We start from the raw sequence: 17,033 nt of genomic DNA, 5'->3' as shown, positions 1-17,033 counted from the left end.
CGGTACAGTAGTAATAGTTGATGATGGTCAAGGTAAAAGTACATTTACCTATACACCAAATAAGGATTATATAGGTCCAGATAGTTTTGTATACGAAGTATGTGATACAGGTACGCCGCAGGCATGTGATGAGGCTACAGTAGTGTTAACGGTTAATCCATTGAATACAACAGATGCGATACCCGATATCAACAATACCTATGTAGATACCAAAGTACAAGGAAATGTATTGACCAATGATGAAGATGAAGAGGGCAATACACAAAAGGTAAATCTAACAAATTCAGACTCAGCTTCAAAAGCAGGCGGTATAGTAACTTTGAATCCAAATGGTTCTTATGTGTATACACCACCAACAGGCTTTACTGGAACAGATACGTTTAATTATGAGATATGTGATGATGGTACGCCACAAGCCTGTGATACCACTACGGTAACGATAGAAGTAATGCCATCAACCTCTACAACAGAGAATAATGATGTTGTAGCGAATGATGATACGACTACAACAGAAGAAGGTGATCCCGTATCAGGAGATTTATTAGCGAATGATTTTGATCCAGACAAGGATACTATTACTATAAATACGACTCCAGTAGAAGATCCATCAAACGGTACGGTAACGATAGACCCAGATGGTACGTTTACCTATACACCAGATGCAGGTTTTGTAGGCGAAGATACTTTTGTATATGAGATTTGTGACGAAGCGGGCGCTTGTGATAAGGCAACAGTAACGGTAAGCGTTAATCCAGATGATAATGGAGCAAATGATACTTATGCGAATGATGATGCTTATAATGGTAATCCAAATCAAGATATTACGGGTAATGTGTTGATTAATGATGAAGATCCAGAGGGAGATATCCCAGAAGTAAATACTACTTTAAAGGAAGACCCAAAACATGGTACAGTAACGATAACTAAAGAGGGTGATTTTACCTATACCCCAGATGAGGATTATGTAGGGCCAGATAGTTTCGTGTACGAAGTATGTGATACAGGTACGCCCAAGGCATGTGATGAGGCTACAGTAGTGTTAACGGTTAATCCATTGAATACAACAGATGCGATACCAGATATTAATAATACCTTTATGGATACTCTTGTAGAAGGAAATGTATTGACCAATGATAAAGACGAAGAGGGAGATACACCAGAGGTTCAGGTAGATAGTTCAGATAAAACTTCGGCAGAAGGTGGTACGGTGACGATTAAAGAGGATGGAACGTATACATATACACCACCAGTAGGCTTTACCGGAACAGATACGTTTACTTATGAGATGTGTGATAATGGTACGCCGCAAGCCTGTGATACCAGTACGGTAACCATAGAAGTCTTATCTCCATCAGCTCCGTCTAACGATGTTGTAGCGAATGATGATACAGCAACCACAGAGGAGGGAACTCCTGTATCAGGAAATTTATTAGCGAACGATTTTGATCCTGATAAAGATGACTTTACAATAAATACAACTCCAACAGAGGAACCCTCACATGGTACGGTAACGATAAGCCCAGATGGTAAGTTTACCTATGAGCCAGAAGATGGTTTTGAAGGAGAAGATACCTTTGTATATGAGATATGTGATATAAATGGAGCTTGTGACGAAGCTACAGTAACGGTAAGTGTTGATCCAAATGATGGAGCAAATGATACTTATGCAAATGATGATGCTTCTAATGGTGTTCAAAATGAAAATATTGTAGGAAATGTATTGGCTAATGACGAGGATCCTGAGGGTGATGTACAAACCGTAAATACAACCCCATTAACAGATCCATCACATGGTACGGTAACGATAACTAAAGAGGGTGATTTTACCTATACTCCAGATGAAGATTATGTAGGTCCAGATAGTTTTGTATATGAAGTATGTGATGTAAATGGAGCTTGTGATAAAGCCACAGTAATACTTACTGTAAAAGAAGGTGAGGTTTTAGCAGGATGTTTACGTGTATACAATATAATTACACCAAATGGAGATGGAGATAATGATACACTTGTAATTCAATGTATTGAAGATTATCCAGGTAGTACTTTAAGTATCTTTAATAGATGGGGTAATACGGTGTATACGGCAACTGATTATAAAAATGATTGGTCAGGAACATCAAATGGTAGAGCAACAATATATGAAGATGATTTATTACCAAGTGGTACATATTACTATGTATTAGATTTTAAAGATGGTAAAACACCAGTTAAGAAAGGATGGATACAGATAACACGTTAAAAAAAGAAGTACAATTTAAACAAAATAATATGCGCAAGTTTTTAATTTTATTATTTGTTACAGTGGCGTTTACGTCAGCTTTATATAGTCAACAAGATCCTCAGTATACACATTATATGTATAATACAATGAGTGTTAACCCTGCATATGTAGGAACTAGAGGACACATAACTATTAACGCTTTAGGACGTACACAGTGGGTAGGTTTTGAAGGAGCTCCAGATACCCAGACATTGAGTTATGACAGTCCTTTAGGTTATACATCTTTAGGTCTTGGGGTAAATTTAGTAAACGATGTTTTAGGGGCTTCACATGAAACATATTTAGATGCAAACGTAGCGTATAGAATTCAAACCTCTGAAGAAGGTAATTTATCGTTTGGATTAAAGTTAGGAGGAAGATTATTAAATGTAGATTGGAGTAAAGGAGACTATTTAGATAGAGACGATGAAGTTTTAAGAAATAATATAAATAATAAATTTTTACCTAGTGTTGGTGCAGGAATTTATTACTATACTTCAAAATTTTACGTAGGACTATCTGTGCCTAATTTTATTCGTACAGAACACTATGATGCTTCACAAAAAATAGAAAAAGTAGCTGTAGAACGTATGCACTTCTTTTTAATAAGTGGACTTGTGTTTGATTTAAATAGAAATATAAAGTTTAAACCTGCTGTTCTCTTTAAAGGCGTTTCAGGAGCACCTCTTTCTTTAGATGTATCTGCGAATTTTTTGTTTAATGAACAATTTACTGCAGGTTTGTCATGGAGATGGGATGATTCTTTTAGTGCATTAGTTGGATTTCAAGCTTCAGAAAGCTTATTTTTGGGGTATTCTTACGATTTAACAACCTCAAACTATAGTAATTATAATTCAGGTACACATGAAGTCATGTTACGTTATGAGTTATTTAAAGATGGACCAGTTATTTCACCAAGATTCTTTTAAAATTAGTATAGATTATGAAAATATTAAAGTTTTTATTTGTTATAGCGTTGCTACTTTTGAGTACCCAAAATTATGGGCAACGTAAATATGCCGCAGATCAATATTTTAAACAATTTGCCTATAAAAAAGCAATTAATTTATATGAACAAATTTATAAAAGCGGTGATAATTCTAAGTTAGTACTTGAGCGGTTAGGTGATGCGAATTATTTTAATACTGATACTAAAAATGCAGAAATATGGTATCATAAGTTGTTAGAAAATTATTCGCAAGAAGTTTCATCGAAATACTTTTTTAGGTTTGCTCAGGCATTAAAAGCGAATGGTAAATTAGAAGAGTCGGAGGAAATAATGAAAAAATATAAAGAGTTGGAACCTGATTATTCGCCTGCGAAAAGTTTAGTTTCAGCCTCTGATTCAGGGTACTTAGATCTTACAGATAAAGACATTGCTATTCATAATGTTTCTACTAATACAGAATTTTCTGATTTTGGAGGTTTTGAAAAAGATGGAGAATTTTATTTTGCTTCGAGCGAGCCTTTGCCAAATGCAGAAAACAAACTTTATAGATGGAATAATCAACCTTATTTAAATTTGTTTCAAGCCTCTGTAACTGAAAGATATGTAGAAGATGTTAATTCGGAACATAAAGTTATAGAGTTATTCGATAAATCATTAATGTCTTTAAGTATTAACTCAATATTTCATGAGTCTAATGCTATTATTACAAAAGACGGACAAACGATGTACTTTACACGAGATAATTTTGATGGAAAGAAAAAAGGGAGAGATAAGAAAACACATACTACTCATTTAAAACTATATAGAATTACTAAGGAAGATGGTAAGTGGGGAGATATTGTTGAATTACCCTTTAATAGTGATAATTATTCTGTAGGTCATCCTGCTTTAAGTCCTGATGAGAAAACATTATATTTTGCTTCAGATATGCCCGGAGGGTATGGTAATACCGATATTTATAAAGTCTCGGTAATAGATAATATATACGGAAAACCAGTAAATTTAGGAAGAGGAATTAATACAGAAGAAAGAGAAATGTTTCCTTTTGTAGGAGCTGATAGCACCCTTTATTTTTCTTCTGATGGTCATTCAGGTCATGGATTGCTAGATATTTTTGAATCTAAATTAGAGTCAGGTGAATATAAAACGGTTAAAAACCTAGAAGAACCATTTAATAGTAAAAGAGACGATATTGCATTTTACATAAATGATGCAAAAAATGAAGGTTTTTTCTCTTCTAATAGAGAAGGAGGAAAAGGAGATGATGATATTTATAGTTTTGTGATAACTAAAGAAGTATGTAAGCAGACAATAAAAGGTTTAGTAACTGATAAAAAAACAGGTAAGCCAATACCTGATGCTTCGGTTAAATTAGTAGATTCGGAAGGTAAAATAATAGAAATAGTACAAAGTGATGTAGAAGGGTTATATACTTTTACAGATATTGATTGTAGTCTTAATTTTACGGTTATGGGAGAAAAAATGGATTACAAACCAGATCAAAAACAGGTAGCTACTACTTCTGTAAATGGAGAAACCAGAGTTGCTGATTTAGTGTTAACACCTCTAATAATTGGAAATCAAATAGTTATAAACCCTATTTATTTTGATTTTGATAAGTATTATATTAGAGGAGATGCTGCTGAAGAATTAGAACATATAATTACCGTTTTAAATGATCATCCAGATATGATAATAAAAATAGAATCGCATACTGATTGTAGAGGTACTAGAGAGTATAATAGAACATTATCTGATAATAGAGCAAAATCTACTAGAGATTATATAATTTCTAGAGGGATACAACCTTATCAAATAGAAAGCGCTATAGGTTACGGAGAGAGTCAGCCATTATACGATTGTGGTGGAAACTGTAAGGGTTGTACAGAAGAAGAACATCAATTAAATCGTAGATCGTACTTTTATATCGTTAGCGGAGGTAAAGATGTAAAGGTTCAAGGACAGTATTAAAGAAAAAAATATTTATTAAATAAAAAGACAAAGTCGCCTTAAAATTAGTTTTAAGGCGACTTTGTCTTTTTAAATTTTATATAGTTGAAAATTATCATTATTTAAAGGGAAGTAAAAAAGCTTAATTTAAATAAAAAAAAAAATACAGTTATTTTTTTTTTTACTTTTGATGGTAACTTGTTCAAGAAGTCGACCATATTATTAAACACATTTTAATAAATACTTAAACTTATAAAACAAAAAAGAAATGTTTAACTTGCTTTTATTTCAGTCAAAATATAAGTACATATATTTATTTATTATCATAGGTGTTTTTTCGTCTTGTTCTACTAATATTTATAAAATAGCTAAGAGAAATTATAAAAAAGAGGCTAAAAAACTTGGAAAAAGTTTACGATTTATACCTGTAGACACCATAAATAATAAAAAAGTAACCGTAATAGAATCGCAAAATTTTAGTCTTCGCAAACCAAATTTTATTATAATACATCATACTGCACAAGACAGTTGTAAACAAACTTACAAAACGTTTGCTTTACAGAGAACTCAAGTTAGTTCACATTATGTTATTTGTAAAGATGGAGGTGTAACAAAAATGCTAAACGAATTATTAAGAGGTTGGCATGCAGGCAATTCATCTTGGGGTAAAGTAACCGATTTAAATAGCGTGTCTATTGGTATAGAGTTAGATAATAATGGAGAAGAACCCTTTGCACAACCACAAATAAATAGTTTTAATAGCTTTGTTAGAAAAATTAACCAAAAAATATAAAATACCTAAAACTAATATTATAGGACATGCAGATATTGCTCCGGGAAGAAAAGTAGATCCGAGCGCTTTTTTTCCTTGGAAAGAACTTGCCGAAAAAGGTTTTGGAATTTGGTACGACGAAGAAAAATTAAAAACTGTAACACTACCAGAAAGCTTTAATGAGGTTTTTGCATTAAAGTATATTGGTTATAATACTGCAGTTTTAAGTGATGCAATTAGAGCCTTTAAACTACATTTTAACCCTACAGACATAACACCAACTTTAATGGATAAGGATAAAAAAATATTATACTTGTTAATGGATGAGCTATAAATTAGCTTACTATAATAATATCAAACACAGTTGATAAGTAATAATACTCAATACAAATTATGAAATATTTAATTATACTTTTTTCAGCTTATTACATGCTTTCATGTAACTCAGAAGAAAAAATTGCAGTTGTAGGAAAGTCTGATTTTCAAAAAAGAATGAATGCAGAGTTTAAAGACGCTACCAAAACACCGTTAACCAAAAAAGATTTTAAAAATTTTAAAGGATTAGATTTTTATCCTATTGATAGTAGTTATAAAGTGGTTGCTACCATTGTAAAAACACCAAATTCTCCTATTTTTGAAATGAAAACCACCACCGATAGAAAACCTTTGTATAAAAAATATGGTGTTTTATATTTTACATTACATCAAAAAAAATTACAACTTGATGTTTTTCAAAGTCAAGATATAGATGTCGATTCAATCTACAAAAGTTATTTGTTTTTACCATTCACCGACAATACTAGCGGAACCACTTCGTATGCCGCTGGTAGATTTATAGATTTACGTACTACTGACGAAAAAGAGGGTACTATTATTATCGATTTTAATAAAGCCTATAATCCTTATTGCGCCTATAATCATAACTATTCTTGCCCTATTACCCCTGAAAGTAATCACTTAAATGTTGATGTAAAAGCTGGAGTTATGGCTTATAAAAAATAGTTTTTTTATTTAGAAGGTAAATTAATATGTATGTTTTCTTTTAAATCTAACGTTATTGCTTTTTTAATAGCTTCTATGTAAGGTTTTCTTAACTTTAACTTGGTGTTGGCATGCGCTTGTAAATTTAGTTTTGAAAATTGATTTGCTAGTTTAATAGCTGTAGGTAAAAGTTCATTTTTTAAAACAATTTCATCTAAAAAACCAGCTGTTACAGCAGTTTCTGAGTTGTATATTTCAGCATTACTTACACTGCGTTCAAAAAATACAGGGGCTAATCGAGCTTTAGTAATTTCAATACCGAAATGATGCATTGTCATACCAATGGCAACTTCATTTAATCCAATTTTAAAATCACCTTTAACGCCAATTCTATAATCGCATGCTAGTAATAAAAGTGCTCCTTTTGCAATTGCATGACCATTACAAGCAATAATAATAGGTAACGGAAAAGATAACATTTTAAGAGCTAAGTTAGAGCCTTTAGTTACTAATTCTTTTGCAGAATTAGGTGATTGGGTCATGGTTTTTAAATCGTATCCTGCAGAAAAAATTTCACCTTCACCAGTAATAATTACTATTTTTTTATTTGACAAAGCAATATCTAAACAAGTACTTAACTCATCAATAACTTTGTTAGAAATAGCATTTGCTTTTCCATTGTTAATTGTAATAAGCAGATGTTTCTCATCTATTTTGTAGTGCACAAAATTACTCATGGTTATCTTTTTTAATATAAATTAAATTTTAAAGTATTTTTACAATATATACCCCTCCAAATACGGCTAAAAAACCTACTACAAAGCTAACAATAGTGTAAAAAGCAAAACTGGCAAAATCGCCTGATTTTAAAAAAATATGATTTTCGTAGGCAAAAGTTGAAAAAGTGGTTAGCCCACCACAAAAACCTGTAGCTAAAAGTAACGTTTGATTTTGAGTTAATGCTTGATTTTTGGTGGCAAGCCCTAAAATAACCCCGATTAATAAACTTCCTAAAATATTAGCGGTAAAGGTGCCATAAGGTATGCCTGTTTCTGAGCTATTTAGCCATTTTCCTATTAAAAATCGAATGGTACTTCCAATTCCTCCACCAACAAATATAAATAAGAGTTGTTTCATTCAAATAAATTTAAATTATCTGTTTTTAATTTTAATAGGTTTTGTTTTAATTAATATTGTTAAAAATAGGCTTCTTAAACAATCTACTCATTTTTATACTAACAATAATTTTTTAATTACATTGTCTCCTAATTCTTCATTTAACATGGCAATAATTTTGTCTTTTCCGTAACTCAATTCTTCTCTTAATACAGACGAAGATAATTGTACGATTAATGTACTGTTTTGCAATTGTATTCGAGTAGTATATGATGCTACTCCTTGCCCCATTAATTGAGCCCAAACTTCTTCTACTTTAAGTTTTAGCATACCTTTATTTAAATTGTTGTCTTTAATAAAAGATTGTAGTAAATCTTTTATTGAAAAGCTATCATTTTCACGTTTACTCATTTGTTTTTATAATTTAAAAATTTGATATGGTTTATGGGCTTGACTCACTACTTCTTCAGTTCTGTCAATATGAGTGTCGGTAATAAAAATTTGTCCAAATTCGTCATTATTAACTAAGTCTATTAAATGGGATACTCGATGATGGTCTAATTTATCAAAAATATCGTCTAACAACAAAATAGGCATTATATTAGATTGTTGTTTTATAAATTCAAATTGGGCCAATTTTAACGCTATTAAGTACGACTTTTGTTGTCCTTGTGAACCAAATTTTTTAATAGGATAAGAATCTATTTCAAAATTAAGGTCGTCTTTATGAATTCCAACAGAGGTATATTGTAGTATTTTATCTTTTTCTAAATTAGATTCTAATAAATCATTAAATGATTGGGTATGTAATTGACTTTTATAATCTAAATTTACCAACTCTTTTTTTGCCGATATGGTTTGGTGTTTAGCATTAAAAATAACGGTAAAGTTTTCTAAAAATTTCTTTCTTTCTTTGTAAATACGTTCGCCAAAATTAATTAACTGTTCGTTATAAATATTTAAATTAAGTTGGTCAAATGTTCGGTTTAATGCAAAGTATTTTAATAATGCATTTCGTTGGGTTAGCGTTTTATTATAAGCTATTAAATCTACCAAATACGAAGTGTTTTGTTGCGATATAACCCCATCGATAAATTTTCTTCGTACTTCGCTACCTTCTGTAATTAAATTTCTGTCGGCAGGCGAAATAATAACTAGTGGTAATTGCCCAATGTGTTCTGAAAATTTTTCGTAAGCTTTTCCGTTTCGTTTTAATACTTTTTTCTGTCCACGTTTTAAACTGCATACTATTTTTTCTTCTCTATTATTTAGAATATAATTACCTTCAACAACAAAAAAGTTTGCATTGTGGTGAATGTTTTGTACTGCAATTGGGTTAAAATAGCTTTTAGCAAACGATAAATAATAAATAGCATCTAAAATATTGGTTTTACCTACGCCGTTATTACCAATAAAACAATTTATTTTCTCTTGAAAATCAAATGTTTTATTTTCAATATTTTTAAAATTAACTAGTGATAATTTTTGTAGATACATTACCTGTTTTTACTAAAAAAAAGAGTTTGCAAATTATCGAAAATTTATAAAAAAACCACGTTTTATATTGTTTAATAAACACTTTTAATTGATGTTTACTTTCTTTAAGTTTTCACTTAAAAAAATAATTACATTATTAGGGTCGTATCTGTTTTTAAAATTCAATTAAAAAAGTTACTTTTGCGCCGATTAATATTTATGCAATTATGGCTACAACATATAAGAAAAGAGGTTACAAACCAAAAAATAAAGCAGAAGAAAAACATGCAGAAGAGATGGCAAGTACAACTGCTGAAGTATTTAATACTTTAGATGATACTGCCAATAGATCTGAAAAATGGATAGAAAAGAATAAAACACCTTTGTTTTATGGTTTAGTAGCGGTAGCGGTATTAATTTTAGGATATTTAGCATATACTAAATTTGTTGGTGCACCAACTGAAAAAGAAGCAACTTATGAGTTAGCTTTTCCAAAAAAATATTACGATGCAGCACTTAAATCTTCAGGGGTAGCTGTAGATTCGTTATTAACGTTAGGTATCGAAGGAGCAGACGGTAAATACGGTTTTATCGATGTAGCTAATACTTACAGCGGAACAAAAGCAGGTAATATGGCAAATTACTATGCGGGTCTTTCATTTTTAAAAATGAAAAAATACAAAGAAGCAATTGAGTATTTAGGTAAATTTGACTCGTCTGACGAACTTCTTGGACCAACGGCATTAGGCGCAATAGGAGATGCATTTGCTGATATTAATCAACCAAAAGACGCAATTGAATACTATCAAAAAGCGGCGAATAAACAAACAAATAATTTTACAACGCCTTTGTTTTTATATAAAGCAGGTCAAATAGCGATGTCTTTAAAAGAATACAATAAAGCAGAAAAATTATTTACAGAAATTAAAGACAATTATCCAAAATCTAAACAAGGAGAAGGTATAGAAAAGTATATAAATAGTGCAAAATATGCGCAATAATTTATGTTTAATAATCTTCTTATAAACTATAGATAGTTGCTTATTTAATTATGGCTACAGATAATTTATCACATTACGATAAAAATACAGTTCCCAGTGCAAAGACTTTTCGGTTTGGAATCGTTGTGTCTGAATGGAATAATGATATTACTGATAATTTACATCAGGGAGCTCTTGAAACTTTGGTTGATTGTGGGGCTGATAAAAAAAATATTATTTCATGGACTGTTCCAGGCAGTTTTGAGCTAGTGTATGGTTGTAAAAAAATGATAACAACTCAAAAGGTTGATGCCATTATTGCTATAGGAAATGTAATACAAGGTGAGACCAAACACTTTGATTTTGTGTGTCAAGGTGTAACCCAAGGTATTGTTGATTTAAATACTAAATACGATGTACCTGTTGTTTTTTGTGTACTTACAGATAATACCAAACAACAATCCATTGACCGTTCTGGTGGAAAATTAGGAAATAAAGGTGTAGAATGTGCTATAGCGGCTGTTAAAATGGCAGCTCTTAATAGTAGCGTAATATCAGCTGTTGAAATCGGATTTTAATTCTTCAAATAATTGAGATTTAAAGCTGTTAAATCTTGTTTTTGAGGTGTTTACTGTTTTTTATTTTTAAATTTCAAACAAAGAAATTTAAAGATTCTTTTTAGTTTGTTTTTGCGTAAAGCATTTGTATTTGCTCTTTATTATTTAAATTTGACATCTATAAAAGTGGTTTAATTATTGATTTAAAACACTAAAAAACGTTTACTTTATGGCTTTTTTTAAAAGAGAACCCAAAAAATTTGACTATAAACCTCGTTATTATAAAGGTGAGGGAAATCCGTATAAAATAACGTATAAATTTGATCAGTATAGAAGCACTGTAGGTAAAAACAAAAATTTAAAATCAAAATTAAGTCAAGCTTATAGTGAACTTTTAGAGATTAGAAAAACAGGTGTTAATAAAACTATATTAATAATTGTAATTGTATTAGTATTGTTATTTTTGTACATCATAGATTTTGAACTTTCAATATTTTTACCCCAAAGTTAATGTCAGACATTATTCAATTACTTCCAGACCATGTTGCTAATCAAATAGCAGCAGGAGAAGTGGTTCAGCGACCTGCTTCTGTAGTAAAAGAATTACTAGAAAATTCGATTGATGCAGGGGCTACGTCTATAAAATTATTGATTAAAGATGCGGGTAAAACGCTAATTCAAGTAATTGATAACGGAAAAGGGATGTCGGCTACCGACGCTCGTATGAGTTTTGAACGACATGCAACTTCAAAAATAAGAGAAGCACAAGATTTATTTAATTTACATACTAAAGGTTTTAGGGGAGAAGCTTTAGCTTCTATTGCTGCTATTGCACATGTTGAACTAAAAACTAAGCAAGAAAATGACGAATTAGGTACGACCATTAAAATTGAAGGAAGTACCGTTGCGTTACAAGAACCGATTGCTACGGCTAAAGGAACCAGTATTGCCGTTAAAAACTTATTTTACAACATTCCAGCTAGACGAAATTTTTTAAAATCGGATACCGTAGAGATGCGTCATATAAATGATGAGTTTCAACGGGTTGCCATGGCGCATTCTAATGTGTCTTTTTTGTTACACCACAATAATAATGAAATATATAACCTAAGAGAAAACAATTTACGCAAACGAATTGTTGCTCTTTTTGGCGATAAAATGAATGAAAAACTGGTGCCTATAAAAGAGCAAACGGATATTATTAGTATAAACGGATTTGTTGTTAAGCCAAAATTTTCGAAAAAAAAACGAGGTGAACAATTCTTTTTTGTAAATCAACGTTTTATAAAAAGCGCTTATTTAAATCACGCAGTAACCAGTGCTTTTGAAGGTTTGTTAGAAAATGGGTACTACCCTTCATACTTTTTATATTTAACGGTTCCTACCGATAGTATTGATATCAATATTCATCCAACTAAAACCGAAATAAAATTTGATAATGAAAAAGCGTTATATGCTATTTTACGAGCTACTATAAAGCATAGTCTAGGGCAGTACAATGTTGCTCCAATATTAGATTTTGATAGAGATGCTAATTTAGACACCCCTTATCATTACACAAAAAAAGAGGCTGTTTCTACTCCAAGTATTACGGTTGACCCAGATTTTAATCCGTTTAAAACAGAGGTTAGCTCACGCATTACAACTTCAAAAAACGAACAAACACATTATAAAAAAGAAACGGCTAATTGGGAGGCTTTGTATGCTGATATAGATATTTTACCAGAAGAAAAACAACAAGTATTTTTTGAAAATGATGATGAAGTAGCTACTAAAAAAACATTTCAAATTCAAAAAAAATATTTAATAAGCACTATAAAATCAGGTATTGTGTTAATTAACCAATCGTTAGCACACCAACGGATTTTATATGAAGATTTTTTAGCAAATATTACCGTAAAAGAAGCAAGTAGCCAACAATTGCTTTTTCCTGTAAATATTAATTTTTCGAAGCAAGATGCCGAAATTATTTACCACTTAAAAGCCGATTTAGAAAGTGCTGGTTTTATGTTTAATGAATTTACTAAAAACAATATTGTTGTTAGTGGTATACCAACTTCAATTATAGAGAGTCAAACCACTTTTATTTTAGAACAGTTAGTAGATGATTTAAAACTAGAAATACCTGATGCTAGCTATAGTCATTTTGACGTAATGGCTAAATCTTTTGCAAAATCATTAGCTATAAAAACAGGAATAAGTTTAAACCAAAAAGAACAAGAAAATTTAGTAAACAATTTATTTTTATGTAAAGAACCAACACTGTCACCTTTTGGTAAACCAATTTTTAAAACATTTACATTAACCGAAATAGATACTATTTTTAATACTTAAATCAGACCTTTCAATTAAAATTGTTAGGCAATGTTATATTATGCCACGATTAACCGATGCAATAAAGCATATAATTATTATCAATGTAATTTTATTTATTACACCCCAATTATTAAATATTGATTTAACAAATATTCTTGCACTTCAGTTTCCAAAAAACCCGCATTTTGGTATTTGGCAATATGTAACTCACATGTTTATGCATGGTGGCTTTGCTCATATTTTATTTAATATGTATGCACTTTGGGCTTTTGGTACTCCGTTAGAGCAAATGTGGGGAAGAAATAAATTTTTGTTTTTTTATTTTTCTGCAGGTATTGGAGCAGGAATAATTTATACACTGGTAAATTACTATCAGTTTAACGGAATATACGATCAGCTTACAAACTTAGGTCTATCTGCCTCAGATATACAAAATATGTTAGATACAGGTAGGTATAATCAAGGATTAGTAACGCTTCCTGCTGCAGAATTACAACAATTTTATAGCTTATATCACACACCTGCTGTAGGAGCGTCAGGAGCAATTTATGGAGTTTTAGTTGCCTTTGGGTTAGAGTTTCCAAATGCAAAATTGGCACTTATATTTTTCCCCGTTCCCATATCAGCAAAATATTTTATTCCGTTAATTATTTTAGGCGATTTATTTTTTGGTGTTACCAAATACTCAATAGGTAATATAGCTCATTTTGCACATATTGGTGGTGCTTTAATTGGATTTTTGATTGCTTGGTACTGGAAAAAAAATCAATTTAGAGTACAATAATTTATACTAATTATATCGGTTTAGATACCTTATGAATATAATAGAAAACATACAATATCGCTTTAGAAATGCCAATATGGTAGAAAAGCTAATTTATATAAATGTAGCTGTTTTTTTGTTGGTGTTTATTGTAAATACTTTTGGATTTTTATATCAGTCTACTGAAAATATTTTGGTAAAATGGTTTGCTTTGCCAGCAAATTTTAAAGCATTTATAGTAAAACCTTGGACCCTAGTTTCGTATGGTTTTTTACACGTAGGGTTTATACATATTTTAGTTAATTTAATTGCTTTATTTTATATTGGTAATTTATTCTTAGAATATTTTACACAAAAGCAGTTGTTAAATTTTTATATACTAGGAACCATTTTTGGAGGTATCATTTTTTTACTTAGTTATAACTATTTTCCTGCTTTTATCAATAGTTCTGACCGAAGTGTATTATTAGGTGCCTCGGCAGGCATTTCGGCAATTTTTATAGGGGTTGCTACTTATCTACCTAATTATCAATTAAAAATACGTTTTGTAGGTTATGTGAAACTATGGGTTTTAGCAGTTATATGGGTAGCATTAGATGTTATTCAAATTCCTTCTGGAAATGCAGGGGGGCATTTAGCGCATTTAGGCGGAGCTTTATTTGGGTTTTTATATGTTTCGAAAGTAAGTAATACTGCAATAGATATTTTTAAACCAATTCGCTCATTATTTGTAAAAAAACAAAAACCCTTAAAAACGGTTTATAACTCAAGAAAAAAAACAACAACTAAAAAAGCAGATAAAAATATAAATCAACAGCAAATAGATACTATTTTAGATAAAATTAGTAAATCGGGTTATGATGCCTTAACAAAAGAAGAAAAAGATTTTTTGTTTAAACAAGGCAAAAATTAAAGAAAAGAGAAGCAAATTAATAATGAATTTAAGTTTAATTGTGTGAAAAATTTATCTTTTCTAAACAAAATTTTATTTTTAATAAACTCAATAATAGCCGCTTTTTTACTGGTATCGTGCTTACTGCCTTTTATATCACCTAAAACCATACCTCTTTTTGCAGTTTTTAGTTTATTAGTTCCTATTTTAATATCTTTAAATACTGCTTTTTTTGTGTATTGGTTACTAAACCTAAAAAAACAGTTTTTCTTATCAGGGTTTGTTTTAATAATAGCAAAGTTATTTTTACCACCATTCTATATTTTTTCTAAACCTAAAAATATAACTAATAATGGTTTAAAAATAATGAGTTATAATGTACGTATGTTTAATTATTATAAATTAAATAAAGATGAAAACACAGCTCAAAAAACCTATCAATTTATTAATAATATAGATTCAGACATACTTGCTATTCAAGAGTTTTATGACAATAAAAAAAACAACTTACATTATCCATACAAGTACATAAAACTAAAATCGAAAAACTTAAAATTTGGATTGGCTATTTTTTCTAAATACCCGATTATTAATTCGGGTTCATTAGATTTTGAAAACAGTGGCAACAATGCAATTTTTGTTGATGTTATAAAAGAAAAAGATACGATACGAATATATAATTTACACCTACAATCGTTAAAAATAAATCCTGCTAAAGAAAATTTTGGACAAGCTGATTCAGAAAAACTTTTTAAACGATTAAAAAATGGTTTTTATAAACAAGCAAAACAAACCGAGCGTTTTTTAGCTCATGAAAAGCAATGGCTGGGTAAAAAAATTATTTGCGGTGATTTTAATAATACCGCTTATTCTTGGGTATATCATCAGCTAAAAAATAATAAAAAAGATGCTTTTATAGAGGCGGGGAGTGGTTTTAGTAAAACGTTTCATTATCCGTTTCCTATGCGAATAGATTTTATGTTAACCGATATTTCTGCTCAAGTATATCAATATAAAACCTTTGATACAAACTTTTCTGATCACAATCCTATTTTTTCTCGTATTGGATGGGACTAAGCGTTTTTACAACTATTGCCTTATTTTTACAGAAAGCTTTTGTAACGCTTTTACACTTGTTAAAAAAAACTTTAAGTTATATTTTATTTATTGTAATCACTTTATAATAGTGCAAAGTTTCTATTCTTAATTATAAGATATAAGGCAATAAACTATAATATTTTCAGGGAAATTCTGGAGGTTAATAGGGGGGTATTCCTTATAAATTCAGATAAATCTTTTTTTGTTTTGTATTAAACTTTAAAAACAATGAAAGATGAAAAATTTACTAAATGTTGCAATTAACGAAATTGGAGTTACTGAAATTAAAGGAATTCGTCATAATAAACGAATACTAGAATATGCCCAAAATTCTTATTTTAAGTCAATTATAGACGATGAAACACCTTGGTGTAGCACCTTTTTAAATTGGGTGGCTAAACAGGCAGGTTTAAGTACTTCAAAATCTGCTGCAGCACGTTCGTGGTTACACGTGGGGTTTGAAACATATGACCCAGAACCAGGCGATATTGTTGTGTTTTGGAGAGAAAGTATTGATTCTCATTTAGGGCATGTAGGTATTTATTTAGGGTATTCTATGGATGTTTCAAGAGTATATGTGTTAGGAGGTAATCAAGGAGATGCTGTTTCTATTTCTGCTTACCCTGCTAATCGAGTTCTTTCTTTCAGAAGACTTACTCCAACAGGAAACACGACACTTCCAGAATCTCCGTTGCGAAAAGGAGCTAAAGGGAGTAAAGTAGTTGAAATTCAAAATGCTTTAAAAATATTAGGTTTTAATCCAGGTACTTCAGATGGTATTTATGGTGATAAAACTGAAAAAGCAATTAAAGAGCTACAAGCTTCAAATCATTTGTTAAATATAACGGGTATTTACAATTCGAGTACAAAAAGATTAATGGAAACATTATTAGCAGATAAAAATTAACTATAAAAATTAAAAA

General features: G+C 30.4%; 18 protein-coding genes. 14 read left to right on the top strand and 4 right to left on the bottom strand.

Annotated elements, in window-relative coordinates; genetic code table 11:
• The 6 genes from AB2B44_RS05995 to AB2B44_RS05970 all read left to right on the top strand — a co-directional run.
• Positions 1-2,239: Ig-like domain-containing protein (locus tag AB2B44_RS05995; protein ID WP_369048665.1), on the top strand; the 2,239-nt coding region annotated here is incomplete at its 5' end.
• Positions 2,218-3,189: a type IX secretion system membrane protein PorP/SprF gene (locus tag AB2B44_RS05990; RefSeq protein WP_369048664.1), complete on the top strand. Its 972-nt coding sequence runs from the start codon at positions 2,218-2,220 to the stop codon at positions 3,187-3,189. The genes AB2B44_RS05995 and AB2B44_RS05990, both read left to right, overlap by 22 nt.
• Before the next feature lie 14 nt (positions 3,190-3,203).
• Positions 3,204-5,180 (top strand): OmpA family protein, encoded by a 1,977-nt coding sequence (locus AB2B44_RS05985; protein WP_369048663.1) that lies wholly within the window; start codon positions 3,204-3,206, stop codon positions 5,178-5,180.
• A gap of 247 nt (positions 5,181-5,427) precedes the next feature.
• Complete coding sequence (locus AB2B44_RS05980; RefSeq protein WP_369048662.1) at positions 5,428-5,952, top strand: N-acetylmuramoyl-L-alanine amidase; 525 nt, start codon at positions 5,428-5,430, stop codon at positions 5,950-5,952.
• Positions 5,924-6,265, top strand: coding sequence for a hypothetical protein (locus tag AB2B44_RS05975; protein WP_369048661.1), 342 nt, complete (start codon positions 5,924-5,926; stop codon positions 6,263-6,265). The genes AB2B44_RS05980 and AB2B44_RS05975 overlap by 29 nt, the downstream gene beginning before the upstream one ends.
• Before the next feature lie 59 nt (positions 6,266-6,324).
• Positions 6,325-6,933 carry a DUF1684 domain-containing protein gene (locus AB2B44_RS05970; protein WP_369048660.1) on the top strand — a complete coding sequence of 203 codons (609 nt, stop codon included), beginning with the start codon at positions 6,325-6,327 and terminating at the stop codon, positions 6,931-6,933.
• Positions 6,934-6,938: 5 nt separating this feature from the next.
• Here the strand turns inward: AB2B44_RS05970 and AB2B44_RS05965 are convergent, their stop codons facing one another.
• From AB2B44_RS05965 to AB2B44_RS05950, 4 genes are all read right to left on the bottom strand, one after another.
• Positions 6,939-7,649, bottom strand: a complete 711-nt coding sequence (locus AB2B44_RS05965) for a crotonase/enoyl-CoA hydratase family protein (protein WP_369048659.1) — start codon at positions 7,647-7,649, stop codon at positions 6,939-6,941.
• Between the two features lie 28 nt (positions 7,650-7,677).
• Positions 7,678-8,049: a fluoride efflux transporter CrcB gene (gene crcB / locus AB2B44_RS05960; RefSeq protein WP_369048658.1), complete on the bottom strand. Its 372-nt coding sequence runs from the start codon at positions 8,047-8,049 to the stop codon at positions 7,678-7,680.
• A gap of 93 nt (positions 8,050-8,142) precedes the next feature.
• Entirely contained in the window at positions 8,143-8,439 is a 297-nt protein-coding gene (locus AB2B44_RS05955) for a DUF721 domain-containing protein (RefSeq protein ID WP_369048657.1), read from the bottom strand.
• 6 nt (positions 8,440-8,445) lie between these two features.
• Positions 8,446-9,525 carry a DNA replication/repair protein RecF gene (locus AB2B44_RS05950; RefSeq protein ID WP_369048656.1) on the bottom strand — a complete coding sequence of 360 codons (1,080 nt, stop codon included), beginning with the start codon at positions 9,523-9,525 and terminating at the stop codon, positions 8,446-8,448.
• Between the two features lie 206 nt (positions 9,526-9,731).
• Between AB2B44_RS05950 and AB2B44_RS05945 the strand changes: the two genes are divergently transcribed.
• The 8 genes from AB2B44_RS05945 (at position 9,732) to AB2B44_RS05910 (ending at position 17,017) form a co-directional block, all read left to right on the top strand.
• Positions 9,732-10,505, top strand: coding sequence for a tol-pal system YbgF family protein (locus AB2B44_RS05945; protein ID WP_369048655.1), 774 nt, complete (start codon positions 9,732-9,734; stop codon positions 10,503-10,505).
• Between the two features lie 50 nt (positions 10,506-10,555).
• On the top strand, positions 10,556-11,062 hold the full coding sequence (gene ribH / locus AB2B44_RS05940; protein WP_369048654.1) for a 6,7-dimethyl-8-ribityllumazine synthase: 507 nt from the start codon (positions 10,556-10,558) through the stop codon (positions 11,060-11,062).
• Positions 11,063-11,270: 208 nt separating this feature from the next.
• Positions 11,271-11,552, top strand: coding sequence for a riboflavin synthase subunit beta (locus AB2B44_RS05935; protein ID WP_369048653.1), 282 nt, complete (start codon positions 11,271-11,273; stop codon positions 11,550-11,552).
• Positions 11,552-13,375, top strand: coding sequence for a DNA mismatch repair endonuclease MutL (mutL, locus tag AB2B44_RS05930; protein ID WP_369048652.1), 1,824 nt, complete (start codon positions 11,552-11,554; stop codon positions 13,373-13,375). The genes AB2B44_RS05935 and mutL overlap by 1 nt, the downstream gene beginning before the upstream one ends.
• Before the next feature lie 40 nt (positions 13,376-13,415).
• Positions 13,416-14,141: a rhomboid family intramembrane serine protease gene (locus AB2B44_RS05925; protein WP_369048651.1), complete on the top strand. Its 726-nt coding sequence runs from the start codon at positions 13,416-13,418 to the stop codon at positions 14,139-14,141.
• Between the two features lie 31 nt (positions 14,142-14,172).
• Positions 14,173-15,033, top strand: a complete 861-nt coding sequence (locus tag AB2B44_RS05920) for a rhomboid family intramembrane serine protease (protein ID WP_369048650.1) — start codon at positions 14,173-14,175, stop codon at positions 15,031-15,033.
• 345 nt (positions 15,034-15,378) lie between these two features.
• The gene (locus tag AB2B44_RS05915; RefSeq protein ID WP_369048649.1) at positions 15,379-16,089 is read left to right on the top strand and encodes an endonuclease/exonuclease/phosphatase family protein; all 711 of its coding nucleotides are present in this window, start codon (positions 15,379-15,381) and stop codon (positions 16,087-16,089) included.
• A 256-nt stretch (positions 16,090-16,345) separates the two neighbouring features.
• Positions 16,346-17,017, top strand: a complete 672-nt coding sequence (locus AB2B44_RS05910; protein WP_369048648.1) for a TIGR02594 family protein — start codon at positions 16,346-16,348, stop codon at positions 17,015-17,017.
• The last annotated feature ends 16 nt before the right edge of the window (positions 17,018-17,033 follow it).

Origin of the sequence: Tenacibaculum sp. UWU-22 (assembly GCF_041021355.1) — a bacterium.
GTDB lineage: Bacteria > Bacteroidota > Bacteroidia > Flavobacteriales > Flavobacteriaceae > Polaribacter.
The sequence above is the reverse complement of the archived record's forward strand: the minus strand, read 5'-3'. Positions and strand labels throughout refer to the sequence as shown.